This is a genomic window from Bacillus sp. B1-WWTP-T-0.5-Post-4 (genome assembly GCF_009183795.1).
GTDB classification, from domain to species: Bacteria; Bacillota; Bacilli; order Bacillales; family Bacillaceae_G; genus Bacillus_A; species Bacillus_A cereus.
Map to the genome: position 1 here is coordinate 503,020 of NZ_WEIJ01000001.1, position 23,550 is coordinate 526,569.

A 23,550-nucleotide genomic window follows, 5' to 3' on the forward strand; every position below is an offset into this window, starting at 1 on the left:
CAATGAAAACTCGTGCTGCTTACGATACAAATCATTCTATCTATATCTTATGCGAATAAACCATAAGAGACAAACCCTTTTCAAATTTTAAAACGGCTGTCTTACAAACCAGTAAAACAACCGCCTCCCATGTTACTCTTAGCTAAAAATTCTTTTTATTTTCCCAACAACGATATCCGTTCCGAACTTCGTCATTTCATAAGCTACACTTGCTACTGCCATCCCAATTCCTTCTACAACATTAAAACTTCTTAAACGTTCTAACTGTTGTTGTTTTTCTGAGGCCGAAAACGAGCTACCCAAAATTTCTGATTCAGCACCTGTACTTTCTGTCCCTGTCATATGAGCTATTTGTTCATATGACAATTGCTGATAACCTTTCATACTTTTCAAACCATGATTAGCAAGTGCCACTCCTGCTATCATCATAAGTAAACATAAAGCCACACTACATATACACAAAAGCGTAAAGCGACTCAAACGATAATCATCTGTTCCCCTCAATGTGTATATGCTCCCGTATTATCTTGATCAATTTGATGATGCAGCGCCGCATTTAAACCACTCGCTATTACATTCGCCATATCCTCAATAAAAGTATCTACTTCTTTTGGGGTTACCATTAAATTATGACCAAGAGGAGATAGCACTTCATAAATCAGCCTTCTTTTTTCTTCTTCTTCCAACGTACCAACAGCACCTAAAAACATATTTCTGCTCTTTTCATCCGGCATATCTTCTTCTGTTAATTTTTTCTTTTCTCCAAATGAAAATCCCGCTGGTAACAAAGATCGTGAAGGTTTATTTCCTTCTTTCATCTCTCGGCCGAAATGTTTCAAAATAAAATCAATCGTATCACTTGTAATCGAAACAGCATCGACCACAGTCGGAACACCAATTGCGATAACAGGGATACCCAATGTGTCTTTACTTAGTTCTTTACGTTTATTCCCAACCCCCGATCCAGGATGGATTCCAGTATCAGAAATTTGTATCGTGCTATTTACTCGTTCAATAGAACGGGCAGCTAATGCATCAATTGCAATTACAAAGTCCGGGTTCGTCTTCTCAATAATCCCATAAATAACATCGCTCGTTTCGATCCCTGTAATTCCCATTACCCCCGGCCGAATTGCACTAACAGGCCTAAACCCTTCTTCTACACTTTCAGGCTGTAATTGAAACAAATGTCTCGTTACTAATACATTTTCTACAACTATCGGTCCAAGAGCATCTGGTGTTACATTCCAATTCCCAAGACCTACAATTAAACAGCTTGCTTCTTTTGTAACTCCAACCTCTTCTAAGAAACAAGAAAATTCTTTTGCAAAAATACGCTCCACTTTTTGTTGAAGTTCTGTATCTTGCTGACGTATCCCTTGTACTTCAAGCGTTAAATAATTTCCAGGCTTTTTACCCATCGCTTCAGAGGCAGCTTCATCAATTGTTACTTTTGTAATTATAGTCCCCTCTTCTTCTCTCTCTTTTACAATAACTCCCTGTATCCCTTTTTGTTCTTCTTGGCTTTCTTGCAACATTTGATGAGCTTCTACAGCAAGGTCAGTTCTAATGCTATATTTACTTAAATCTAATGGTTCTTTCATCGTATCTCCTCCGTAATTCATAGTAAATATCGTTAGATTTCCCAAAGTTATATAAGGTCATTCTTTCCTTTACGTGAAATTTCATGGATATACTATTGCAATTCTCTTCACCGTTTGATAGAATATCACTTGTTCTATGTAAGAATCGAGTCATTCGATTGCACCAGGGAGGTGAAAAGTATGGCAAACATCAAATCTGCTATCAAACGCGCTAAACTTAGCGAAGAGCGTCGTGCACATAACGCTTCTATCAAGTCTGACATGCGTTCTGCTGTTAAAACTGTAGAAGCTTTAGTTACTAATAACGATCTTGAAAATGCTAAAGAAGCTTTCAAAACTGCTTCTAAAAAACTTGACAAAGCAGCTCGTAAAGGTCTTATCCACCAAAACGCTGCAGCTCGTCAAAAATCTCGCTTAGCGAAACAAGTAAACGCGTAAGGCGTTTAAAAAACGATCCATTTGGATCGTTTTTTTATATACAAAAAAGTTCATGTACTTAGTACATGAACTTTTTTGTGTCATCACATATGATTTAATCGCATTAAGAAAAACTCGAGCACAAGTTTCTTATCCATCTTTCCCGTCTTCATACTATAATCAGCTTCCGCTAATTCTATAATCACTTTTTTTAATTCTTCAAAAGAGAAAAACTTCGTTTGATTCATTGCCAACTTCACGCGATACGGATGTACACCAATATGAGACGCAATTTGATTTTGTCCATAACCACGTTGCTGTAGCTCTTTCACTTGATACAACAAGCGGAATTGACTCACTAATAACGCAAGCAATTTAATCGGCTCTTCCTGCTGCGTAAATAATCCATCCAAAATTTGCATTGCACCTGCAATATCTTTTTTCACCACTTTTTCTGTCAAAGCGAATACATTTTGCTCAACGGATTTTGGCACAAGCTCTGCAACAAGTTTCGTCGTAATCTCTCCACCCATACCAACGTATAACGTTAACTTGTCCATTTCCTTCGCCAACATTGTTACATTACTTCCCACAAGCTCTAGCAACAAACTAACAGCCGCGTTATCAATATGCACATGCACTTCATCTGCACGAGCAACAATCCATTTCTGAACATCCTGTATTTGCATCGCATTTGCTTCTACTACATCTGCTGTTTTCTTTAATAGTTTTGTAATTTTTTTTCGCTCATCAAGTTTTTCGTAAGGCGCAACAAAAACAAGAATAGAAAATGGAGAAGGTTCACCAATGTATTCTTCTAAAATTTTTATATTTTGCTCTAACTTTTCTTTTTGCGAAGTCAAAAATAACGGTGATTTTATTAACAGTACTTTCCGTTCTCCGAAGAAAGGAAGCGTACGCGCATCCTCAACCACATCTTCTAAATACGCTTCTTCTAAATCGTATGTCACAACATTAAACTCTCGATCTTCTTCTTCAAGTGCTTCTGTCGTAATAAGCTTTATCGTTTCATTTATAAAAAAAGCTTCCGTTCCATATAGTAAATATAACGGAGCAAACTGTTTCTTTTTAATTTTTTTATGTATATCACTCATACTTTTTCCTACTCCCTAACTTGGCAATATATATTTATACTAATGCCCTAGCTTTTGTTTTACAAGTACAAAGGAACAGGCTTTATAACCCGTCCCTTTATTTATATTAAACGCCACGCAATAAGCCCCGGGTTTCTTATTGGTGTGCGGTAATCACCTTCCCTTTATTATTCGCAATAAAAATTTGAGTATAAGTGCCAACTGTTAACATGCTTGGAAACGAAAAACTCACATTACTTCATGATTTAAAAGTAGCAAAAAAGCTCGTTTTCTCTTCATATGGAAATTGTAGATTTTTTTCTGACAATATTTTATACTAAAGTGGAATGTTGGGGAGGGATTCTAAATGAATGATTTTGAACAAAACGTTCAAAGTAAACGCAATGACGCTATTGATTCAGGGGTAGGATTTATCGTCTCATTTGGTTTTTTCGCAACACTTTTCATCATTGCAACTGTTATTAAATTTATCGGTTCTTAAAGACTGCCACTTCATGGCAGTCTTCTCTTTTTCATCTATTATGTGTTTTATCATATGTGATTTTACTTTTAAAGGTTCCATTTTCCCCTTTAAAAACATAGGAAATAGCACCTTGCTTGTCCGTGCGCCATATCGCACTCCCCATCTTCTCAAAACGCTCTATCACTTCTTTATGCGGGTGTCCATACCTATTCTGCTTACCAACAGATATAATCGCTACACGAGGCTGCATGACGTTCAAAAAAGGCTCTATAGATGACGTATTACTCCCATGATGAGCAACTTTTAAAACATCCACTTGTAAATCTGGATATGCCTCTACTAAAATCTTTTCCCCTTCTTCTTCCAAATCGCCTGTAAATAGCCACTTCAACCCTCCAAATTTTGCCCATATTACAATTGAAGCGTTATTTTCGCTTTTTTCTTTTCCTTTTGGAGCTAAAACGAAAAATTCCGCTTCATTTACACTCCAACTCGCCCCTTCCCCCACTTCAGTTATTTTCATTTCCTTTTCTAATGCCTGTTTCTTGACTACTTTTTCTAATACTGCATCTTTTCCCTTTCGGCCAAATACCACTTCTTTTACAGGTATATATGATAATAATTCTTGTGCAGCACCTATATGATCTGCATCTCCATGCGTTACGATTAATTTATCAATTGTTTTAATACCTTCTTTTTGTAAAAAGGGTATTAAAACATCATTCCCAACAGAAAATTCATGCTTTTTTTGTTGCCATTCTTCCTTATTCACACGAAGCGTTCCACCTGTATCAATAAGATAAATCCCTTTATCATACGGAAGGCGAATTAATATTGCATCACCTTGTCCAACATCAATAAATGTTACACTTCCGCTTCCTCTAAAATATGGATATATATAATGACATGTGCTAATAAAAAGAAATACACTTGCAACTATACAAACTATTTTTTTCGGCGCTCTTCTTTCCCAAACCATCAATATGCTGACAATACTCGCGCAATATACAGCTACAAGATTGAGGGGCGTTTCCCCGAAGATAAGCTGGGTAAATGGTAAACTTTCACAATAACTTAGAAAATCATTAGACATACTCAAGCCTATTGATAATACATCGGCAAATCCTTTTGCGAGAAACGGGACAATTGGCATACACAGTAAAATAATAATGCTACATGGTAATACAATGATAGATAAAAACGGAACGTATAAGAGATTGAGGAGAATGCTATATGGAGAAAAATAACCAAAGTGATATAACAAAATCGGAGTACTAACGAGCTGTGAAATGATAGAAATATAAATAGAATTCCGGATTACTCCGTTGCTACTCCCTAACAATAACGGAGCAGACAAAAGTAAAGCGAAGCTACCTACAAAAGAAAACTGAAATCCAATATTAAAAACAAGATAAGGGTCATATATAAGCATGCATATAGCTGTTACACTTAAAGCATCTAAACTAGACAAACGAATCGAGCACATAAAAGCAATCAACATCAAAACTCCTGTTATAGAAGCTCTTATAACAGAGGGTGACGCCCCTGCTAAAACCATATACAAAGGAATACAAACGATAAGGCAAATTGTTGCTACCTCCCTTGTCGCACCGCTTCTTAGCAAAATAAAATATACTATTACCATTAACAATACAATGTGCGAACCTGAAATTGCTAACAAATGTACAAGACCAAATTGTTGATATTGCTCTTCCACTTCAAACGTCATTTGTTGTCTATCACCAAATAGTAATGCATTCATAAAAGCACCTGATTGCTCTGGAAACATTTCTGTAACTTTCGAGATTGCTTGTTGCCTCAAAAGAAGAATCCATTGCGTAAGCGACAGTGATGTTTTATAGCATTCAGAAATATATGTAGCCTCAAATGTGAAATGAATATGTTGTTTGTATAAATAATCACGGTAATTAAAACCATGAAAATTCCGAGCTGTTTCCGGTTCTTTCCTCTCACCCTCGAATACACATGATATCCCTGCGTATAATTGTTGCATTTTTTTCTTTTCCAAAGCTGATTTTATTCTATAACTTAACTGCACTATATTTTTATTCTGATCTTCAAATTGAAAAGATAGGCGATCTCCATTAACAAGTGGTGTATTTTGTATAACCCCTCTTGTAACTCCATAGGACTCCCCTAGAGGCTTATTCCACGTTCGAACATAGGAAGTGTATATAACGCTACTAAAGCACGCTACAATACAAAAAATGAAGGTTTTACGCGAAGTGCGATATAAACAGAAGAAAACATTTAAAAAGAGGCAAAAAACTATCAATAAAAGTGACGAGGAAAAGGCAATTGCAATCCCTATTATAAACGAGATTGCAACATACCCCCATTGTTCTTGCAACTTATACTCACTCCTTATAGCATCATTTTTGCTTTCGTGAATACATGCTGTAATTCTTCCATTGATAAATTATCTTTTTCTAAAGACGCAAATAATTCTTTCAACTCTGTATAACGTTTTTGATCCTCTAATGCAGCAATATCATATTCTAGCGGAACGTGTTTCACTGTTACATTCGCTTGTTCAAATAACTCTATGGCGTATGGATGATTTTTATAATCCTGCGCATAATAAACCGCTGTAATACCACTTTGAATAATTGCCTTACAACATTGTAAACAAGGGAAATGCGTAACGTAAATTTCTGCTTCCTCTGTTTTCGCACCAAACTTGGCACATTGTAATAAAGCATTCATTTCGGCATGAATTGTCCGAACACAATGATTATCGATTACGTAACAACCATCATCTATACAATGTACGCCACCTTTAATTGAACCATTATATCCACCAGCAATAATTCGTTTATCGCGAACGATTGTCGCTCCTACCGCAAGCCTTGTACATGTACTACGCAAAGATAGTAGATGGCTTTGCGTCATAAAATATTGATCCCATGAAATTCGTTCCATATTTTTCACCTACTTTTTTGTCTACTTGTAGTGTAGCGAAAGAAGAAAAACTTCGTCAATCTTTTACGGAATAATAATTTGATCTTTTATCTTTTCAAGAGACTTCGCACCAATCCCATCAATCTCTAATAAATCTTCTATTTTCTGAAACGGACCATGTTCTTCTCGATATTTCAAAATACTTTCTGCCTTTCGAGAGCCAATCCCTGTAATTTTTTCTAGTTGTTCTTTCGCCGCTGTATTTATTCGAATCTTGCCATCTTCCTTAGAAGAAGTAAGCACCCCTTGTTCTGATTCATTTTTACTCGGTATATAAAGGAGCATTTGATCTTGTACAATTTGTGCTAAATTCACTTTTTTCATATCTACTTCTGATAAAAAACCACCAGCCTTTTGAACCGCATCCTTTACGCGATCTCCTTCCTTCATTTCATATACCCCTTCTTTACTAACCGCTCCTTTCACATCAATTATAATTGTTCTTTTCTGTTCCTTTGTATCCGATATTTTCGGTTTACCCTTTTTTTCGATTTCCTTCTCTTGTACATTCATTGTAATAGGCGTTCGTTCTACACTCTGATTCGTTTTCCAAAAAACAAGAAAAAGTAAAGTTCCAATAATAGCTACTAAACCTAACCACTTTTTCGGAAAATCCCACATCATTTTACACCTCTAATCATAAATTTATAACATCATTCATATTGTTTAGGAGAAAGCTGTTACGAAGGAGGGATGAAACTTTGAACATAGGAATTATAGGGACAGGAAACATGGGGAATATACTAATCGATGCATTTTTAGAAACCCGTGCTGTCAAACCTTCGTGCCTTACAATCATTAATCGGACGCCTGCAAAAGCATATCATATAAAAGAAAAATACCCTTCTGTTCATATAGCAAAAACAATCCCGGAAGTAATCGAACAATCACAACTTATTTTTATTTGTGTCAAGCCGATAGATATATACCCTATCCTAAAAAAATACGCTGAACATTTTTCTGATGAAACGTGCTTAGTTTCTATTACAAGTCCAATATCTCCATCACAATTAGAGACTCTCGTACCTTGCCACGTCGCGCGTATCATTCCAAGTATCACAAATCGCGCGCTCTCTGGCGCCTCACTATTTACATTTGGAGATAATTGCTCTGAAGAATGGCAACAAAAACTACTTCGTCTATTCAAAAACATTTCTACACCTCTTGTAATAGAAGAAGATATAACGCGCGTTTCATCTGATATAGCAAGTTGCGGTCCTGCTTTCTTTAGTTATTTACTACAATGCTTCATTAACGCTGCTGTAGATAAAACAAATATTACACACGAAGAGGCTACTACTTTAGTAAGTGAAATGGTCGTGGGGATGGGGAAATTACTTGAAAAAGAAATCTTCACATTACCTACCTTACAAGAAAAGGTTTGCGTGAAAGGCGGCGTTACTGGGGAAGGCATTCGGGTTTTAGAAGAGCACGTTGGAGATATGTTCCATAAGTTAATCGAGCGAACACATGAAAAATTTGATGAAGATTTAGAATGCGTTGATCAGCAATTCAATAAACACACATAATAAATACGTCATTTTCATTCCAAATCCTTTTTATAAATACTTACTTTTTTACAATACATTTTCACTTCAACTACTATTCCCGCACTTTACTCATACGATCTTCAGATTATGCTAGAACTAAAAATACATCTTCTTTATAAAACAAAAGCAACCTTCTCGGTTGCTTTTGTTTTATCCGTTTTTCTTCGCCATGAAGAAAATACGCTCTGTTTGTTCTGTAACTTCAAGTCGCTCAAAATCACCTGTTACACGAAGCACTGTAAAACCTGCTTCTTCAAGCCATTTCGTTAACTCTTCCACTTGATATGCACGTTGCACGTGACATTCGTCAAACCGATGGTACACATCTTCTTCCGGATCTTGAACAAAGAATGTTAAATCATGCTCTACACTATTTGATTCTTCACCAGGGAAGCAATTCCAAATAAGAGATATTTCTTCTCCATTCACTGTATACGTTTCATTTTGAAATACATGATGTATTTTATATAAAGAATGTACATCAAATAAAAACAAACCATCTTGACGTAAATGGTGAAATACTCTTCTAAATGTTTCTTGTACTCCATCTTCTTGCAATACATAATTTAATGAATCACAAAAGATGGTTACACAATCAAACTCACCTGGAACATCAAGCTCTCGCATGTCTTGTTGATAAAAAGGAATAAAGTATCCCTCTCCTCCTAGTTTTTGCTGAGCGACTGTTAACATTTCTTCTGAAAGATCGACACCTATTAAATCGTAACCCTTTTGCACAAGCGGCAGGGTTACATTACCCGTACCGCATGCTACATCAAGAATTTTTGCCTCTTTCATATCTGCCTGCTGTAAACTTTCCTCTGTAAATTCCACCCATTTATCATAAGGGACATCATTCATTAGTTCGTCGTACAACAATGCAAATTGTTCGTATTTCATTGGCCTAACTCTTCTGTAATATCTTCACGTGGCACATCGCCCCATAGACGCTCTAAATTATAGTGATTACGCTCATCTTTATGGAATACATGAGCAACTACATCTCCAAGATCAACTAATACCCAACGTGCTTCGTCAAACCCTTCCATACGTTGTACGTCGATTTGGAACTCATGTGCTTTTGATTTAATTTCACGTGCAATTGCTTGCACTTGTTTGTCTGAATTCCCGTGACAAATAATGAAATAATCTGCAATTGGTGAAATACCTTGCATATTTAGGACAACCATATCTTCTGCTCTCTTATCATCAGCTGCTTTTGCCGCTAATACTAATAAATCTTTATCGTTCATTTACTCATTTCCTCCTTGATAACTGCATTGTATGTTTGGAATGTTAATGGATAAATCGTCTGATCTTTTTCCATTAAAAATTGAATTGTTCTCTTTAACGCAAATAATAAAGCTTGATTTATATCTGTATATGCGAGTTTACGAGCCTCTTCCACTCCTGGAAACTTTCGCCCAGGTTCAATGTAATCAGCTACATAAATCACTTTATCTAACATCGTCATATTCTCATGACCACTTGTATGATATGTAATAGCTTGCAAAATTTCAGAATCCGTAATGCCTACTTCTTTTTCTACTAAGTATGCCCCAACAGGTGCATGCCATAACTCTTTGTTATAGCAAAGTAAATCTTTCGGCAAATCTTCACGTTTAATAATCTCTTCCATCTCTGAAATCGCTCTACATTTCGCATAATCATGGAATATAGCTGCCATCTCTGCTTTTTTTTCGTCCACACCGTATAACTTAGCAAGCTCAATCGCTGTCTCCATTACACCAATTGTGTGTATATAACGTTTTTCATGCATTTGTTGTTTGACAATATGCAGTGCATTCTCACGATTCATACAACCCATTCCTCTCGATATATACCTGTACTTTTTCGGGAAGTAAATATTTACACGTTTTCTTCTCCTTATATCTCTCACGTAATAAGGATGAAGAAACTGCAAATTCCGGAATTTCCACTGTAGTAATCTTATATGGTGTATGCAATGTATACCCAGGTCTTGCAACTCCAACAAACGTTACAAGATTAAGTAAAGCTTCAATGTTATACCACTTCGGTAAATACTCAACCATATCCCCACCAATAATAAAGTGAAACTGCACATCCGGATACTTCTTCGTCAATTGTAACATAGTGTCATACGTATAAGATGGGCCCTTCCTACTTAGCTCTTCTAAACAAATAGAAAAGCGCTCTTCTGCCTCAGTCGCGAGCTCTAACATATGTAAACGACTTTCTACACTTGTAATATTCCGCCCTTGTTTATGTGGCGGAATCTGGTTTGGCAAGAACCATACTTCTTCCAAGTTCAAAGCGTGATATACTTCATTTGCAATTAGCAAATGTCCATAGTGAGGCGGATCAAATGTACCGCCAATGATGCCAATTTTTCTCAAAAGAAACGCCCCTTCCTTTTACATACAGCAACTCTCCTCGGTTAGGAATGAAGAGAGTTGCTATTAATAAAAGTTCAATTGGTTTCGCTCTCTACATCATTACGCATAAACGATAAAAATAGCGCATGCTAGTCTTTTTATCGAGGAAGCTTAATTTGTTTATTTTCTCTTGATTCTTTGTATAAAACGATTGTGCTTCCAATTACTTGAACGATTTCAGCACGTGCACCTTTTGCAAGTTCTTCCGCAACCTCACGGCGATCAAATTCACAGTTTTGTAATACACTTACTTTAAATAACTCACGAGCTTCTAAAGTATCTGCGATTTGTTTAATCATATTTTCATTTACTCCGCCTTTTCCTACTTGAAAAATTGGTGTTAAATGATGTGCTTGTGCACGTAAAAATCTTTTTTGTTTTCCTGTTAACATATATGTTAGCCTCCAAGCTTTTCTATAACTAATTGTTTCATTCTCTCGATATTTGGCGTGCGGCCTGTCCACATTTCAAATGCAAGTGCTCCTTGATAAACAAACATATCAATACCATTTTGAATGATTGCACCTTGCTGTTTTGCCTCACATAAAATTTTCGTTTCAAATGGATTATAAATTATATCTGATACAATCGTTCCTTTTTTTAACGAACAAATTTGTAATGGCGTATGTTCTACGTGTGGATGCATACCTATCGTTGTCGTCTGAATGATAATATCATAATTTCCTTGTTCTTCTGTCGCTTTTTCTAACGACAAAGCAACAGAATTAACATCGGCCGTACGTGCAGCAATAAGTTCCTTTGCCTTATCTACTGTACGATTGGCTACATCAATCTCTTTTACACCTACATCAGCAAGAGAAAAATAAATAGCTCGGCTAGCACCACCTGAACCAAGTAACAAAATACGTTTCCCTTGAAGTGGTTCATTACTAATTGACTGCAACGCTCGAACAAAACCAATCCCGTCTGTATTATAGCCAATTAATCTTCCATCCTTATGAACCACTGTATTTACTGCACCGATTTTCCTTGCCAATGGGTCAATCTCATCCAAATACTCCATAATAGCAACCTTGTGCGGAGTTGTTACATTAAATCCTGAAATACCTAATGCTTTTAAACCTCTTACTGCTTCCCCTAGCAATTCCTCTTCAACAAGGAACGCATGATAATGGGCATCCATATTCAAGTGTTCAAATGCATCGTTATGCATAACGGGTGATAATGAATGTCCAATTGGATTTCCGATTACACCATATAATTGTTTCATAAATCCCTCTCCATATTAAATTAAAGATTTACGTAGTGAAACACTTACTCCTTTTGGTACGTGTGCAACAATTTTTGCTCCTGGTTCGTTCACAGTAACCCATCCTAATCCAGAGAATACAACATCCGTTTTAGGTTCACGAATATTAAATTCGTATTTCACTAGCTCAGGCATATTTGCTAATTCTTCTGGCGTTGGTGGGCTTAGTAAATCCCCGGCATGATTTTTATATAATTCATCTGCTTTCTCAAGCTTTGTACGATGGATTGTTAAGCGATTCGAGAAGTGACAAGTAAATGCACGACGACCACCACTTACATAATCAAAACGTGCCAATCCACTAAAGAATAACGTTTGTTCTTCATTTAATTGGAATACCATCGGCTTAATTTCTTTTGTTGGTGTAATAAGCTTTAAGCTTTGCTTTCCAACATAATGAGCCATTTGGTGGTGGTTAATAATACCTGGCGTATCATATAAAGAAGACTCTTCGTCCAATGGAATATCAATTAAATCAAGTGTTGTTCCTGGGAAATGAGATGTTGTAATTACATTTTCAGTCTCATCACTAAATTCTTTAATCATACGATTAATAAATGTCGATTTCCCTACATTCGTACATCCAACAACATAAACATCTTTGCCGCCGCGATAATACTCAATAGCATCTGCTAATTCAGCGATTCCTTGTCCCTTCGCTGCACTAATTAAAAAGACATCTTCTGGTTTTAATCCTAGCTGCTTTGCACTATAGCGCATCCAATGTTTTACTTTATCATGTTTTACTGACTTTGGAATTAAATCAGCTTTATTTCCAACAAGTAATACTTTATTATTCCCTACGAAACGATGTAAGCCAGGTAACCAGCTACCATTAAAATCAAAAATATCTACAATTTTGACTACTAATGCATCTGATTTTCCAATTCCATTTAAAATGCGTAGGAAGTCATCATCTGTTAACGATACATCTTGAATTTCATTGTAATGCTTCAAGCGAAAACAACGTTGACAAATAACTTGTTCTTTCTCTAAAGATGAGGCAGGAGCATACCCCACTTCGTTTTTATTTTCTGTTTGAATTTCTACACCGCAACCAATACATTTAATTGTTTCAGTCAAACTTTATTCCTCCCAGTTAATTAAACCTTTTTTCTTCATATTTTTCATAATTCTTCGTTCAATTTTTCGATTAAAGCGCGTTACTAATCCGTCCGTTTGTGCTACCGGTACAACTAAAATTGTATGAAGGCCTACTCGGTTTCCACCAAGCACGTCAGTCAGTAACTGATCTCCAATTACTACAACTTCATCTGGCTGCAAACGCATCTCTTGTATCGCACGCTTAAATGCGCGAACAAATGGTTTACGTGCACTATGAATAAATGGAATACCTAATGGATCAGCAAAATCTTTTACACGTTGCTCATTATTATTTGAAACGACCGTTACTTGAATGCCTTGCTCTTTCATTTCCAAAAACCATTTTTCAAGTTGCGGTGTTGCATTGGGACGATCCCATTCAATTAAAGTGTTATCTAAGTCAGTAATAACACCTTTAATCCCACGTTTTTTTAAATCTTCTGGTTGAACATGATATACATTTTTCACATATTCATTTGGTAAAAATAGTTTCAATTTCTTTCACCTCTTTGAGGATTTTTCATAAAATTTTTCGACAACATTTTTCGATATATAACCTGTGGATAAAATTGTACACATTTTCCACATTAATTTTTCAGTTAATTTGGAATTTACTAACAAACTATACACACTTTATCCACCTAGGTATGTGGATAACCACTCGTTTGTGACTGTCATATTTTTTTGGTACATTAAATGCATCAACGAATCAATCCTTATATTATTAGGAGGTGACTCACCTTGAAAACAAAACATATGGAACAGTTATCCACTGAGTTACTCACTGAGTCTTATTATAAAGCAAAAGAACTAAAATTAAATCCCGACTTCATTTTACTTATAAAACAAGAAATCATTAGACGCTCATTAGAGGACAAGCTTGTCAAATCATCTTGATTACATATAAAGTGAAAGTTTAATCAGCCCTTACCAATTAAACAGTTAAAGGATAATTTATTGGATGCCCTGTAAAAAGAGCCATCCTACGATGGCTCTCGAATAAACAAGTACTCCCATCTAGGGGATTTCATCATTAAGTATCTTTGCCCATAACTCTTACTTACGGTTATAAAAGCTTTTCTTTATTTATGAGCTAAGCGAGTAGCTATTTTTTCACCAAGACGAAGCTCTTGTCCACTCTTTAATTCCTGCACTACTTCTATCATATCTTTTTCAAACAATAACACAACTGTTGAACCAAATGTAAAGTATGCCATTTCTTCACCTTTTTGAACAGTGTCTCTCTCATGCAAAAGCTCAATACTATTAACAAACATGGCCCCTACTTTTACAAGAGCCATATGCTCGCCATCACTGCTTACTTCTGTAACAGAACGATAATTTTTTGACAGTGGTTCTTTCCCGTATTCCATACCAGCTGCATTTACCGGATATGATTTTCTACCGAGTACAAATCTTTCAGTCACAGAACCAGAAAGCGGACTATGAATGCGATGATAATGACTTGGACTCAAATAAATTACCATATATGTACCGCCTGCATATCGCGTTGCACGTTCTTCATTACCTAGCATATCCACAATTGAATAGCGCTTTCCTTTAATATCAAATGTTTTTGTATCCTCAATAGGACCATGATCTGCAAAAACACCATCAACAGGACTAACGATACTCGATGCATCTGTATCAATACTACGCTTTCCTTCTTTTAGCTTACGCGTAAATAATTCATGCAATGTTCTATATTCCTTCAAACCCTTTTCCATCTCATCTTGATTAATTTGAAAAACTTTCGCATACGATGGAATAATGATAGAGCTCAAACGAGATTGTGCAAATTTACGTAATATATAAGAAGTAAAGCGACCATTTGTAAGTTCTATCATAAGTCGATATAATGTACGTCGCAAATTGCGAAACCCCCTAATCAGTCTATAACTTTAGTTTCCCCTTCTTTTCTTTCTATATCATATGTAAAATTGGTTCTTATTCCCACATATCATATAAAGCAGCCTTATTATATATACAGAAAACTAAGTATGGTATTATTCTTAAATTATTTAGCACCTTCTAATATTACAGATAGAATCCGTCATTTTCAACAGTGAACATGTATTTCTTCTTAGCATAACGCGTTTTCTTTTCTTATTTACAATAAGAAAAGCAGCCCATTTTAAATATGGCTGCTTCTAATACACTTTACTCTTTCGCTTTTTTCTCTTTCTCTGCCCTGACAAACTCGTGGAACATTTTCATTAAAGCACGCTTTTCAATCCGTGATACGTAGCTTCTAGAAATACCAAGCGCCTTAGCGATTTCCCGCTGTGTTTTCTCCTTATCTAGCCCAAGTCCAAAACGTTTCACAATCACTTCTTTTTCTCTTTCGTCTAAAATATCGATATACTCTTTAATTTTTTCTAACTCCATACTAAGCTGAATCATATCAATTACATCTTCAGACTCTGATTTTAATATATCAATAAGCGATATTTCATTGCCCTCTTTATCTTGCCCGATCGGATCATGAAGTGAAACATCTTTTTTCGTTTTCTTTAGTACACGTAAATGCATCAAAATTTCATTTTCAATACAGCGTGCTGCATACGTCGCAAGCTTCGTTCCCTTTCCTGCAGAATAGCTCTCGATCGCTTTAATGAGCCCAATCGTACCAATTGAAATTAAATCTTCTGCATCTTCTCCTGTGTTCTCAAATTTTTTAACGATATGAGCTACAAGCCGTAAATTATGTTCAATTAAAAGATTTCTCGCTTGAGCATCACCTTGCTCCATTAACTCTAAGTACTTTCTCTCATCATCTGATGATAACGGCTGCGGGAACGCATTATTCTTCACATAAGAAACAAAGACAAACACTTCTCGAACCATATATCCAATTGCGGCGAATAGACTCAAACCTTTCACCTCCGCCAAAATAGTGGTCTTTATTATGTGTATGTGGGCGTGAGGTTGTTTGTGTCTGTACAGTTTATTTATAAAACTCAACACTTCCAACATTTAAAATATTTTATTGTTATATTATAATTATATAAAATTGTTATTTATATATGAATATGCTATTAAAGGGGACATTATTCATGATTACATTAGAACGATTATTAAATGTAACAATTTATTTAGGGGTATTTTTACTTTTCATTTCGTTCATTACTTTTGTTATTAAAAGAGGGCCTGATTTATTATTTTTTCAATTTGGAATTTCTTTATTTTTTGGAGCTCAAATTATAACTGGAATAAAATTTTTTCATAACTATGGTTTCTCGTTTCACTCAAAACTAGAACTACTTATCTTTATTTTCTATGTAATTGGAATTATTACATGTATACTATTGTTCTTTCATTTTCAAAATCTGTATCGAATTTTTTTATTAATTTGTAGTTTTTTATTTTTAACTGGATCCAATTATTACTTTAAAGAAACATTAAATTTTAGTGAAAAAATTCCAAAGCAACATAAAACTTTTTTAAGTACACAAGAAGACTCTTTTCCAAAAGAAGTCCGTAAATTTTCAGAGGATTACAATAATATAATAAGGAATGACTTTTATGAAATACCGATGATTCCTACTGAATTACAGATTACAAGCAAAAAAGATTCTTCACATAGTACATCTTTCTTAGTTGAACTTCATAATAGCGAGAATGAAATTACTGATGACTCTGTACAATTAACTCCATCAGACCGTTTTTATGTGCTGTTAAATACACAAAAAACAAAAATATCAAAAATAGTATATGAAGGGCAGAATTTTTTCACATTTACAGTCACACTAAAGGCTCTTAATTTACAGCAAGAACCAGAAATTCATAATATGTTTTTAGAAATAGATAAACGTAGAGCGATGAATCTTCTTAATTTTGAAATTAAAGCCCATACTAAAGAATGGAAAGTAATATTTAAAAGTGATAGTTCTCATTCCAATCTTCCTATCACATTTACTTTTGAAAAGCGAACAGGCAAATTATAAAAATAAAAAGAGTTATTTTCTTTGAAAAATAACTCTTTTTATTTTACTTACTCCAAATCTTTCTCCCAGTTTGGGCATCAATATAACGAATTTCCCGACTACAATCAAAAGGTTCTTTATGTTTTTCATCTGTCGTTTGTTTGTACAGTAGTTTGTATTTCGTTTCCTCTGCATCATGATCTAAAAACCATTCTAATTTAACTCGGATAGCCGCTCTGTATATTTCTAACGCTTTTTCTTTTATTAATTTTGGTGTTGTTTCATATGTAAGTAATTTTTTTATAAAGTTGCTAGACTCCCCCGAGTAGTGCATAACAGCACCATTTTCTACATTGATGTTGATCATAAATTGGTTATACTCTGCCGGAATATCATTTATATATACAGAAAAGATAAATCTTTCAATCCCATCTTCTGCTTCTTCACGTTCCTCCCAAAGACGCAGATATTGTTTGATATCTGGAATAACTCGTTCTAAAAATTGAAGTGCTTTTTGTAAACATTCCTCTCTAGACAGTATTTGCTTTACTTCTTTATCATCTGTCAGTTTTATAAAACCAGTTAATTCATTGGTTAATTTATCAATTGTAACGCTAACTAAATTATTATATTTCAACATCGGTAAATGCTTTTTAAAGAATTCATTCATTAAATATGGATTCTTTTCTTCTTTCTGTTTTTGTAATTCCTCTTTCGGAACAAATTTCATCCTTATTTCATCATCATTTTCCGTCTCATCTACTTTTGTAAAACCTTCTTTATTCCAGTCAAATAATTCGAATATGTCACCTCGTTCGTTACCTTTTCTCGATTTTCCAACAGCTACAGCCGAAGGCAATTTATAATGATCTGGCTCATATAAATCTTTACCTGTACTTGCATCAATAAACGCATGACTAGGCTCTGGTTCATATACAAGATGGTACCCTTTTACTTCTTCCCCGCTTTCATACTCACATGAAGAGTATGTTAAATCTATAAATACAAGTCTCATATCTTGTCTAGCTTTCAAATTTTCTAAAACGATATTCTCCTCAACAATTTCACTTGGCCATAACGGTTTTTTCTCTATAGCTTTTTGTCCATTGTAATGAAATTGCACAACATTACCTGAAGGGTTCACTCGCACAACGCACCCTGTATTCGGCAATGGATAGCTATTCACTTCTTGCATATAATTTACTTCTTTCCAACCACGCCTGTCGTCCTTAACCGTTACATATGTATAGAATTCATATCCTTCTTTTGTATATTTTTTCAAGAACGCATTTGCAATCTCCCTTGCCTTCTTCTCCTCTATCGCTTCCTTACCACTTGAAAAAGAATTTTCATCATCTATCCTAAACTCAATTAAATTACCAGTATGTCTATTCAATGTAATTTGTATCGTTCTCTCCTGATCCTCTTTATGCTCCCACCATAATAGATGATACGGGTCATCAACCCCTTCTTGATCATCTACAACAAGACTATATTCATCTGGAATGTTAATAATATGAGCCACTCGCTCTTTTCTTTCTTTATCTTTTTGATTCATCATACCGCTCCCTTTATTACATTTTAAGGTAATTATAACAAACAAAACCAAAGAACTATAAAAAAAAGACTAGAGATATCTCTAGTCTTTTACTTCGTCTCACGATGTAACGTTACTCGCTTTAATCGTGGACAATATTTTTTTAGTTCGATGCGTTCTGGATTGTTTCGTTTATTTTTTTTAGAAATGTAATTACGATCGCCGCACTCCGTACAAGCTAATGTAATATTTACACGCATATTTAATTCTCCTTTCTTTCAAAGATTGCAACTAAAACGTAATGATTACGATTTATATATTATAAAACTTCATTCTATTTGTCAATTGCAAAAACAAGAAGATTCTATTTAGAATCCCCTTGTTTTTTATAGTTAAATAAATTTTGTCCCGCATTAACGGGCAGTAAGACCCCTACTGATTTAAAGTTTCACTTTATTAAAACGATTCGTATGTAACAAATTCACTAATCGGCTTTCGATATCCTCGTGGGCGAGTTTTAGTAGTATCACTTTTTCCTATCGTAATCATTAAAACAGGTACTATATGCTCTGGCATATTTAATTCACTTTGTACTGCTTTTTCATCGAAACCAATCATTGGACATGTATCATAGCCATAATATTTAGCTGCGTACATAAAAGTCATCGCGCTTAACGAAGCATTTCTAATCGCTTCATCCTCCATGAAACGCTCTCCTTTTCCTTCATATAAACCTTTCGTTTGCCTAATTGTATCTTCATATTCACATTCATCAATCATTTTTAAAACTTTCATACCGAAGTAAATATTTTCAACATTTTGGTATGCTTTTTTATCACCACAAACGAGCACTACCGCTGATGCACTCGATACTTTATATTGACCGAAAGCTAATTCTTTTAATCTTTCTTTTCGCTCTTGATCACGAATTACAACATAATGTGTGTGCTGCAAATTATAGCAAGATGGAGAAAGCTTAGTTAACTCAAATATTTTTTTAAAATCCTCATTAGGGATTTCTATACCTTGTATAAATTTCATTGCAGAACGTCTAGCAATTGCTAATTCTTCAAAGTTCACCATATATCCTCCTCAATAACTATAAATTCAAATATACATTAATTTATACAAATAGATAAATCAAATAAAAACACTTTAAATCCGAATAATAATTATGATTAACAGCAAAAAAGACAAAAAGCTGAAACAATTAGTTCATACGAAATTCACACGAATCTATTACTATAGAAACTGTACATAGTGAACTTATTAACAATCACGTTTATTAATATAAAATCTTACTCGAAAGGAGTTGAAAGTATGAAAACTAAATATCGCTTTATGATCTCATCATTTGCTGCTTGCGCTTATATGATTTGGTATTTAGTATAATAACGACCTCACTTGCAAATAGGAAAAGGTGTGTATATAAATGGAATATAATCAATCAACAGTTAACTACTGGAAAGCTTTTGTATTACCATATACATTTGCTTTAGAAGAGTTAAAAACTAAATTTGAAATTATGAACCGGGAAGCTCAATTTCTAGAGGATTACAACCCGTTTGAACATATAAAAACAAGACTAAAACAACCTGAAAGTATTATTAAAAAACTAGAGCGCAAAAACTTATTACCAACAGTTGAAAATGCTCAAACACATTTACAAGATATTATTGGTATTCGTATTACATGTTGCTTCGTAGAAGATATCTATCATTTGAAAGAAGTCATTCAAAAACGCGAAGATATGGAAGTCATAGAAGTAAAAGATTATATCGCTAACCCAAAACGAAACGGATATAAAAGTTTACACATGATCATTAAATACCCTTTATCACTAAATTCTGGTACAAAAGATGTATTTGCAGAAATTCAGTTACGTACACTGGCAATGGACTTTTGGGCAAGTTTAGAACACAAACTTTATTATAAATATGAAGGGAAAATACCGGAGTATTTAAAAGATGAACTACATGATGCAGCAATGAAAGCTGAAGATCTGGATAATAAAATGGCCACAATTCGTCAAGATATTGATGATATTGAGGCATGTTCAAATCAAATTATGCTACCACTATAAAAAAAGGTTCTCACCAATGAGAACCTTTTTTCTATCATTTTTGGGAAGTACGACTCCACACTTATTAAAGTTTCACTTTATTTTTTCTCTATCGTTCGAACCTCTTCAATCTTCCATTTATCATCTTCTTTCCCAAGAGCATACTGTACTTTCTTTTGAAGAGTGATACTGTCGTCTACTTCCTTTTCTTTCGTTTCAACAATAACATACCCTACTTTACTAACTTTCATATCTATATGTTCCAATTCAATTTTCTTATTTCCCTTTTGAAATGCGGCTTCTTTTTGTGTTTTTAAGTCTTCAGCACTAGGCATCTTCTTTGAAAATAACTCCATATGTTCTGCAAGATTTTTTTCATTCGTCGTTCGCACAAATGTATGAATAACATCTTGAATAGATCTCTCTTCTTCTTTTGTTATTTGTACCTTTTCCTCAGTTTTTTTAGTAGTAGATTTTTGTTCTACGTTATTCTCTTCTTGTTGACATCCAACTAGTAGTACTACAAACACTAGAAGGAATCTTAATTTCCTAAATAACTTTTTCATATTCCCAACTCCTAAAAAGAAAAGTGAGGCATTTCGCCTCACTTTCGCTCTTAATTAGCGTCTTCCTTTATTCGGATCGCCACCGCCAACAATATCAAAGACACGTTTCGCTATATTTGTATTCTCTTGAACGCCAGAGAACAAGTATTTACCTGGACCAAATGCATATACGTTCACATCTTCCCCTGTATGTCCACCCGTTGTCCAGCCTGTAACCGAGCGCTTATTGAAAATATCTTCAATTGCATTATCAATCTTTGTTACATCTTTTGACGGAGCTATATCATTTACAGCTTGAATTTCTTCTGGAGTTAATTGTAAATCAATATACTTTTTCAATGTTTCTTCTACATTTGCACCTTTTGCAATCTCATTTGCCATAAAGTCTGGTGTGCGCTTTGCAGCTTTAATTGGTTCTACTTTAAAGTTATACTCGCCATTGGCACCTAAAGATAAGCCACCAGTAGCGTGATCTGCCGTTGCAACAACTAACGTATTTTTATCTTTTTTCGCAAACTCAATCGCTGCTTTGAAAGCTTTTTCGAAGTCTTCCATTTCACTCATTGCACCAACAATATCATTATCATGTCCAGCCCAGTCGATTTGACTTCCTTCCACCATTAAGAAGAAACCATTTTTATTTTTGTTCAAACGCTCAATTGCTGCATTAGTCATTTCTTCTAATGAAGGTGTTTTCTCATTACGGTCAATCATTTTATCTAATCCACCTGGTGCAAATAAACCAAGAATTTGGTCATTTTTATCATTTAACAATTGATCTCGATCCGTTACATAGCTATAACCAGATTTCTTAAACTCTTCTGTAAGATTACGATCTTTTCTAACAAAGTTCTTTACGCCGCCGCCAAGCATAACATCTACTTTATGCTTCCCTTTAATTTTCTCATCAAAATAATCATTTGCAATTGCGTCCATATTTTTACGGCTAATGTCATGCGCACCGAAAGCAGCTGGTGTTGCATGTGTAATTTCAGAAGTTGCAACGAGTCCCGTTGATTTCCCTTTTTCTTTCGCTTGCTCAAGAACTGTTTTCACTTCCGCTTTATCATTATCAACTGCAATTGCAGCATTATATGTTTTAATCCCTGCTGACATAGCTGTTGCTGCCGATGCAGAGTCTGTAATATTTTCATGTTCATCTTCTGGGTATGTTTTTTGTGTTCCTACAAGATGCTTATCAAATTCTGTAGATTCCATTTCAAAGGTTTTTGGATTATCTTTCATATAACGGTGAGCCGTCATATATGAAGGACCCATACCATCCCCAATTAATACGATAACATTTTTAATCTTTGCATTGCTTCCGTTCTCATCTGCATTAACCTCACTAGAACGAGTAAAATTCCATGTTGCTACCGAAGTAACTGCTAATGATGCCACAACTGCAAATGGCCATGCTTTTTTCACAAACTTTTTCACTGTCTTGTCCCCCTAATTAGGTTATTCATTTCCCACTATCAAATTTAACGGAAGACTATTAAGAGAAAATTAGCTGTATGTAAATTTTTTGTTAACTTATGTAAATATCAGTTATAATTTGTATAACTTTGTCTTTTTGTATCAATCATCCCGCCCTTTACAATTTAAATATAAACAAGTTGGATTTCATTTAACGTAAATCTCTTTTTTACATTTTGACTCTATTTTTATGAAAATAAATAGAAATGCGGTGAGCCTTTATGAAAATAGTAAAGCTAAATGAGTCTTTTATTTTTGAATTACTTAATCTTTGCAAATCTGTTGGATGGTTACACGATGAAATTTTTATGAAAAAACAATTCGAAATGTATCTTTCTATCGGCACACTTGTAGGTTACATTCATGAGAACAAACTCATTGCGACTGGAGGAGTATTTCCCTTTACAAGTAACTTCGCTTCCATTGGTATGTTAATCGTTCACCCTAATTTTCAAGGACGCGGAATAGGGCGCATGTTGCTAAATCATTGCTTGGAACAAATTCATCCAAAACAACCCATTGCACTTATTGCGACAAAAGCTGGCGAACCTCTATACACATCATGCGGATTTCAAACAGCAACAACGATTCATCGTTTTGAAAAGCAAACTATTAAGACGTACCCTTCTCACTTACAACAAGTACAAGAAGAAGACCTTATATCTCTTACTTCTCTGGATCAAATTGCAACTGGTATGAATCGTTCTCTACTTTACTCTTTGCTATTACCAAGGGCTGTACACTCTTTTAAAATTGAAAGAAATAACTGTATAGAAGCTTTTTCATTATGCATACAAAAGGGCAATATATTATGTATCAATCCACTTATCGCCAAGCAAGCAGAAGATGCTATTCAATTATTAAAAAAGATATGTGAATGTTGGAATGGTATAGTACGAATTGATGTCCCACACTCACAATTTACATTTCGTAAATTTCTTCAAACAGAAAATTTCCAAGAAACGCTCCTTTCACCTCTTATGATAAAAAATGGTAGCCGACTTCCTGGAAATCGTAATATGCTATTTGCTATGATAGATACAGCGTTATGTTAGAAA

Annotated in this window: 28 protein-coding genes; 7 read left to right on the forward strand and 21 right to left on the reverse strand. The window is 34.7% G+C overall.

The annotated features are described in order from the left end of the window. Positions 1-138 precede the first annotated feature (138 nt). Positions 139-504, reverse strand: a complete 366-nt coding sequence (locus GBN91_RS02775) for a YqxA family protein (protein WP_152121237.1) — start codon at positions 502-504, stop codon at positions 139-141. After that, on the reverse strand, positions 501-1,604 hold the full coding sequence (gene gpr, locus GBN91_RS02780) for a GPR endopeptidase (protein WP_000662616.1): 1,104 nt from the start codon (positions 1,602-1,604) through the stop codon (positions 501-503). The genes GBN91_RS02775 and gpr overlap by 4 nt, the downstream gene beginning before the upstream one ends. 180 nt (positions 1,605-1,784) lie before the next feature. On the opposite strand from gpr, the gene rpsT reads away from it, so the two are divergent. Then, on the forward strand, positions 1,785-2,042 hold the full coding sequence (rpsT, locus tag GBN91_RS02785; protein WP_001274011.1) for a 30S ribosomal protein S20: 258 nt from the start codon (positions 1,785-1,787) through the stop codon (positions 2,040-2,042). Positions 2,043-2,125: 83 nt separating this feature from the next. Here the strand turns inward: rpsT and holA are convergent, their stop codons facing one another. Beyond that, positions 2,126-3,136, reverse strand: a complete 1,011-nt coding sequence (holA, locus tag GBN91_RS02790; RefSeq protein WP_001279916.1) for a DNA polymerase III subunit delta — start codon at positions 3,134-3,136, stop codon at positions 2,126-2,128. A 346-nt stretch (positions 3,137-3,482) separates the two neighbouring features. Here holA and GBN91_RS02795 point away from each other — a divergent pair, with 346 nt between their 5' ends. Further along, positions 3,483-3,617 carry a YqzM family protein gene (locus GBN91_RS02795; RefSeq protein ID WP_000997609.1) on the forward strand — a complete coding sequence of 45 codons (135 nt, stop codon included), beginning with the start codon at positions 3,483-3,485 and terminating at the stop codon, positions 3,615-3,617. 31 nt (positions 3,618-3,648) lie between these two features. Here the strand turns inward: GBN91_RS02795 and GBN91_RS02800 are convergent, their stop codons facing one another. From GBN91_RS02800 to GBN91_RS02810, 3 genes are all read right to left on the reverse strand, one after another. Then, on the reverse strand, positions 3,649-5,970 hold the full coding sequence (locus GBN91_RS02800; protein WP_152121238.1) for a DNA internalization-related competence protein ComEC/Rec2: 2,322 nt from the start codon (positions 5,968-5,970) through the stop codon (positions 3,649-3,651). A gap of 14 nt (positions 5,971-5,984) precedes the next feature. Further along, entirely contained in the window at positions 5,985-6,542 is a 558-nt protein-coding gene (locus GBN91_RS02805) for a ComE operon protein 2 (RefSeq protein ID WP_000439769.1), read from the reverse strand. A 63-nt stretch (positions 6,543-6,605) separates the two neighbouring features. Then, on the reverse strand, positions 6,606-7,205 hold the full coding sequence (locus GBN91_RS02810; RefSeq protein ID WP_000989937.1) for a helix-hairpin-helix domain-containing protein: 600 nt from the start codon (positions 7,203-7,205) through the stop codon (positions 6,606-6,608). A gap of 77 nt (positions 7,206-7,282) precedes the next feature. On the opposite strand from GBN91_RS02810, the gene comER reads away from it, so the two are divergent. Continuing rightward, entirely contained in the window at positions 7,283-8,110 is an 828-nt protein-coding gene (gene comER / locus GBN91_RS02815) for a late competence protein ComER (protein ID WP_001020554.1), read from the forward strand. Positions 8,111-8,281: 171 nt separating this feature from the next. On the opposite strand, the gene GBN91_RS02820 is transcribed toward comER, so the two are convergent. The 8 genes from GBN91_RS02820 to GBN91_RS02855 all read right to left on the reverse strand — a co-directional run bounded on the left by GBN91_RS02820 (position 8,282) and on the right by GBN91_RS02855 (position 13,417). Continuing rightward, positions 8,282-9,031, reverse strand: coding sequence for a class I SAM-dependent methyltransferase (locus tag GBN91_RS02820; RefSeq protein ID WP_000873069.1), 750 nt, complete (start codon positions 9,029-9,031; stop codon positions 8,282-8,284). Beyond that, positions 9,028-9,384: a ribosome silencing factor gene (rsfS, locus tag GBN91_RS02825; protein ID WP_000998173.1), complete on the reverse strand. Its 357-nt coding sequence runs from the start codon at positions 9,382-9,384 to the stop codon at positions 9,028-9,030. The genes GBN91_RS02820 and rsfS overlap by 4 nt, the downstream gene beginning before the upstream one ends. Further along, on the reverse strand, positions 9,381-9,950 hold the full coding sequence (gene yqeK / locus GBN91_RS02830) for a bis(5'-nucleosyl)-tetraphosphatase (symmetrical) YqeK (RefSeq protein WP_001078477.1): 570 nt from the start codon (positions 9,948-9,950) through the stop codon (positions 9,381-9,383). Before yqeK ends, rsfS begins: the two co-directional genes overlap by 4 nt. Continuing rightward, positions 9,940-10,509 carry a nicotinate-nucleotide adenylyltransferase gene (gene nadD, locus GBN91_RS02835; RefSeq protein ID WP_152121239.1) on the reverse strand — a complete coding sequence of 190 codons (570 nt, stop codon included), beginning with the start codon at positions 10,507-10,509 and terminating at the stop codon, positions 9,940-9,942. The genes yqeK and nadD overlap by 11 nt, the downstream gene beginning before the upstream one ends. Before the next feature lie 137 nt (positions 10,510-10,646). Next, positions 10,647-10,940 carry a ribosome assembly RNA-binding protein YhbY gene (gene yhbY, locus GBN91_RS02840; protein ID WP_000955224.1) on the reverse strand — a complete coding sequence of 98 codons (294 nt, stop codon included), beginning with the start codon at positions 10,938-10,940 and terminating at the stop codon, positions 10,647-10,649. A gap of 5 nt (positions 10,941-10,945) precedes the next feature. Next, positions 10,946-11,779 carry a shikimate dehydrogenase gene (gene aroE / locus GBN91_RS02845; RefSeq protein WP_152121240.1) on the reverse strand — a complete coding sequence of 278 codons (834 nt, stop codon included), beginning with the start codon at positions 11,777-11,779 and terminating at the stop codon, positions 10,946-10,948. A gap of 15 nt (positions 11,780-11,794) precedes the next feature. Continuing rightward, on the reverse strand, positions 11,795-12,901 hold the full coding sequence (yqeH, locus tag GBN91_RS02850; protein ID WP_000140799.1) for a ribosome biogenesis GTPase YqeH: 1,107 nt from the start codon (positions 12,899-12,901) through the stop codon (positions 11,795-11,797). Positions 12,902-12,904: 3 nt separating this feature from the next. Beyond that, positions 12,905-13,417 (reverse strand): YqeG family HAD IIIA-type phosphatase, encoded by a 513-nt coding sequence (locus tag GBN91_RS02855; protein ID WP_000765314.1) that lies wholly within the window; start codon positions 13,415-13,417, stop codon positions 12,905-12,907. A gap of 246 nt (positions 13,418-13,663) precedes the next feature. Between GBN91_RS02855 and sda the strand changes: the two genes are divergently transcribed. Then, positions 13,664-13,819: a sporulation histidine kinase inhibitor Sda gene (gene sda, locus GBN91_RS02860; RefSeq protein WP_000850094.1), complete on the forward strand. Its 156-nt coding sequence runs from the start codon at positions 13,664-13,666 to the stop codon at positions 13,817-13,819. Positions 13,820-14,004: 185 nt separating this feature from the next. Here the strand turns inward: sda and GBN91_RS02865 are convergent, their stop codons facing one another. After that, entirely contained in the window at positions 14,005-14,793 is a 789-nt protein-coding gene (locus tag GBN91_RS02865; RefSeq protein WP_001255000.1) for a phosphatidylserine decarboxylase, read from the reverse strand. 289 nt (positions 14,794-15,082) lie between these two features. Next, entirely contained in the window at positions 15,083-15,796 is a 714-nt protein-coding gene (sigK, locus tag GBN91_RS02870; RefSeq protein ID WP_000051382.1) for an RNA polymerase sporulation sigma factor SigK, read from the reverse strand. 152 nt (positions 15,797-15,948) lie between these two features. Here sigK and GBN91_RS02875 point away from each other — a divergent pair, with 152 nt between their 5' ends. Beyond that, positions 15,949-16,869 (forward strand): hypothetical protein, encoded by a 921-nt coding sequence (locus GBN91_RS02875; RefSeq protein ID WP_193222111.1) that lies wholly within the window; start codon positions 15,949-15,951, stop codon positions 16,867-16,869. 43 nt (positions 16,870-16,912) lie between these two features. Here the strand turns inward: GBN91_RS02875 and GBN91_RS02880 are convergent, their stop codons facing one another. The 3 genes from GBN91_RS02880 to GBN91_RS02890 all read right to left on the reverse strand — a co-directional run bounded on the left by GBN91_RS02880 (position 16,913) and on the right by GBN91_RS02890 (position 19,468). Beyond that, positions 16,913-18,406, reverse strand: a complete 1,494-nt coding sequence (locus tag GBN91_RS02880; RefSeq protein ID WP_152121242.1) for a YcdB/YcdC domain-containing protein — start codon at positions 18,404-18,406, stop codon at positions 16,913-16,915. 89 nt (positions 18,407-18,495) lie between these two features. Beyond that, positions 18,496-18,645: a 50S ribosomal protein L33 gene (gene rpmG / locus GBN91_RS02885; RefSeq protein ID WP_001265617.1), complete on the reverse strand. Its 150-nt coding sequence runs from the start codon at positions 18,643-18,645 to the stop codon at positions 18,496-18,498. A 196-nt stretch (positions 18,646-18,841) separates the two neighbouring features. After that, positions 18,842-19,468 carry a nitroreductase family protein gene (locus tag GBN91_RS02890; protein ID WP_044306410.1) on the reverse strand — a complete coding sequence of 209 codons (627 nt, stop codon included), beginning with the start codon at positions 19,466-19,468 and terminating at the stop codon, positions 18,842-18,844. A gap of 349 nt (positions 19,469-19,817) precedes the next feature. Between GBN91_RS02890 and GBN91_RS02895 the strand changes: the two genes are divergently transcribed. Then, positions 19,818-20,468 carry a GTP pyrophosphokinase gene (locus tag GBN91_RS02895; RefSeq protein ID WP_000456219.1) on the forward strand — a complete coding sequence of 217 codons (651 nt, stop codon included), beginning with the start codon at positions 19,818-19,820 and terminating at the stop codon, positions 20,466-20,468. Positions 20,469-20,545: 77 nt separating this feature from the next. Here the strand turns inward: GBN91_RS02895 and GBN91_RS02900 are convergent, their stop codons facing one another. Then, positions 20,546-21,013, reverse strand: a complete 468-nt coding sequence (locus GBN91_RS02900; RefSeq protein WP_000732795.1) for a hypothetical protein — start codon at positions 21,011-21,013, stop codon at positions 20,546-20,548. Positions 21,014-21,067: 54 nt separating this feature from the next. Then, positions 21,068-22,453 (reverse strand): alkaline phosphatase, encoded by a 1,386-nt coding sequence (locus GBN91_RS02905; protein ID WP_000714913.1) that lies wholly within the window; start codon positions 22,451-22,453, stop codon positions 21,068-21,070. 260 nt (positions 22,454-22,713) lie between these two features. On the opposite strand from GBN91_RS02905, the gene GBN91_RS02910 reads away from it, so the two are divergent. Then, positions 22,714-23,547 (forward strand): GNAT family N-acetyltransferase, encoded by an 834-nt coding sequence (locus GBN91_RS02910; protein ID WP_000706693.1) that lies wholly within the window; start codon positions 22,714-22,716, stop codon positions 23,545-23,547. The last annotated feature ends 3 nt before the right edge of the window (positions 23,548-23,550 follow it).

Excerpts from the sequence above, each read along its gene's own strand:
- gpr (WP_000662616.1), bottom strand. The coding sequence starts at position 1,604 with ATGAAAGAACCATTAGATTTAAGTAAATATAGCATTAGAACTGACCTT.
- rpsT (WP_001274011.1), top strand. The coding sequence starts at position 1,785 with ATGGCAAACATCAAATCTGCTATCAAACGCGCTAAACTTAGCGAAGAG.
- holA (WP_001279916.1), bottom strand. The coding sequence starts at position 3,136 with ATGAGTGATATACATAAAAAAATTAAAAAGAAACAGTTTGCTCCGTTA.
- GBN91_RS02795 (WP_000997609.1), top strand. The coding sequence starts at position 3,483 with ATGAATGATTTTGAACAAAACGTTCAAAGTAAACGCAATGACGCTATT.
- GBN91_RS02805 (WP_000439769.1), bottom strand. The coding sequence starts at position 6,542 with ATGGAACGAATTTCATGGGATCAATATTTTATGACGCAAAGCCATCTA.
- GBN91_RS02810 (WP_000989937.1), bottom strand. The coding sequence starts at position 7,205 with ATGATGTGGGATTTTCCGAAAAAGTGGTTAGGTTTAGTAGCTATTATT.
- GBN91_RS02820 (WP_000873069.1), bottom strand. The coding sequence starts at position 9,031 with ATGAAATACGAACAATTTGCATTGTTGTACGACGAACTAATGAATGAT.
- rsfS (WP_000998173.1), bottom strand. The coding sequence starts at position 9,384 with ATGAACGATAAAGATTTATTAGTATTAGCGGCAAAAGCAGCTGATGAT.
- yqeK (WP_001078477.1), bottom strand. The coding sequence starts at position 9,950 with ATGAATCGTGAGAATGCACTGCATATTGTCAAACAACAAATGCATGAA.
- yhbY (WP_000955224.1), bottom strand. The coding sequence starts at position 10,940 with ATGTTAACAGGAAAACAAAAAAGATTTTTACGTGCACAAGCACATCAT.
- aroE (WP_152121240.1), bottom strand. The coding sequence starts at position 11,779 with ATGAAACAATTATATGGTGTAATCGGAAATCCAATTGGACATTCATTA.
- GBN91_RS02875 (WP_193222111.1), top strand. The coding sequence starts at position 15,949 with ATGAATATGCTATTAAAGGGGACATTATTCATGATTACATTAGAACGA.
- GBN91_RS02880 (WP_152121242.1), bottom strand. The coding sequence starts at position 18,406 with ATGAATCAAAAAGATAAAGAAAGAAAAGAGCGAGTGGCTCATATTATT.
- rpmG (WP_001265617.1), bottom strand. The coding sequence starts at position 18,645 with ATGCGTGTAAATATTACATTAGCTTGTACGGAGTGCGGCGATCGTAAT.
- GBN91_RS02890 (WP_044306410.1), bottom strand. The coding sequence starts at position 19,468 with ATGGTGAACTTTGAAGAATTAGCAATTGCTAGACGTTCTGCAATGAAA.
- GBN91_RS02895 (WP_000456219.1), top strand. The coding sequence starts at position 19,818 with ATGGAATATAATCAATCAACAGTTAACTACTGGAAAGCTTTTGTATTA.
- GBN91_RS02900 (WP_000732795.1), bottom strand. The coding sequence starts at position 21,013 with ATGAAAAAGTTATTTAGGAAATTAAGATTCCTTCTAGTGTTTGTAGTA.
- GBN91_RS02910 (WP_000706693.1), top strand. The coding sequence starts at position 22,714 with ATGAAAATAGTAAAGCTAAATGAGTCTTTTATTTTTGAATTACTTAAT.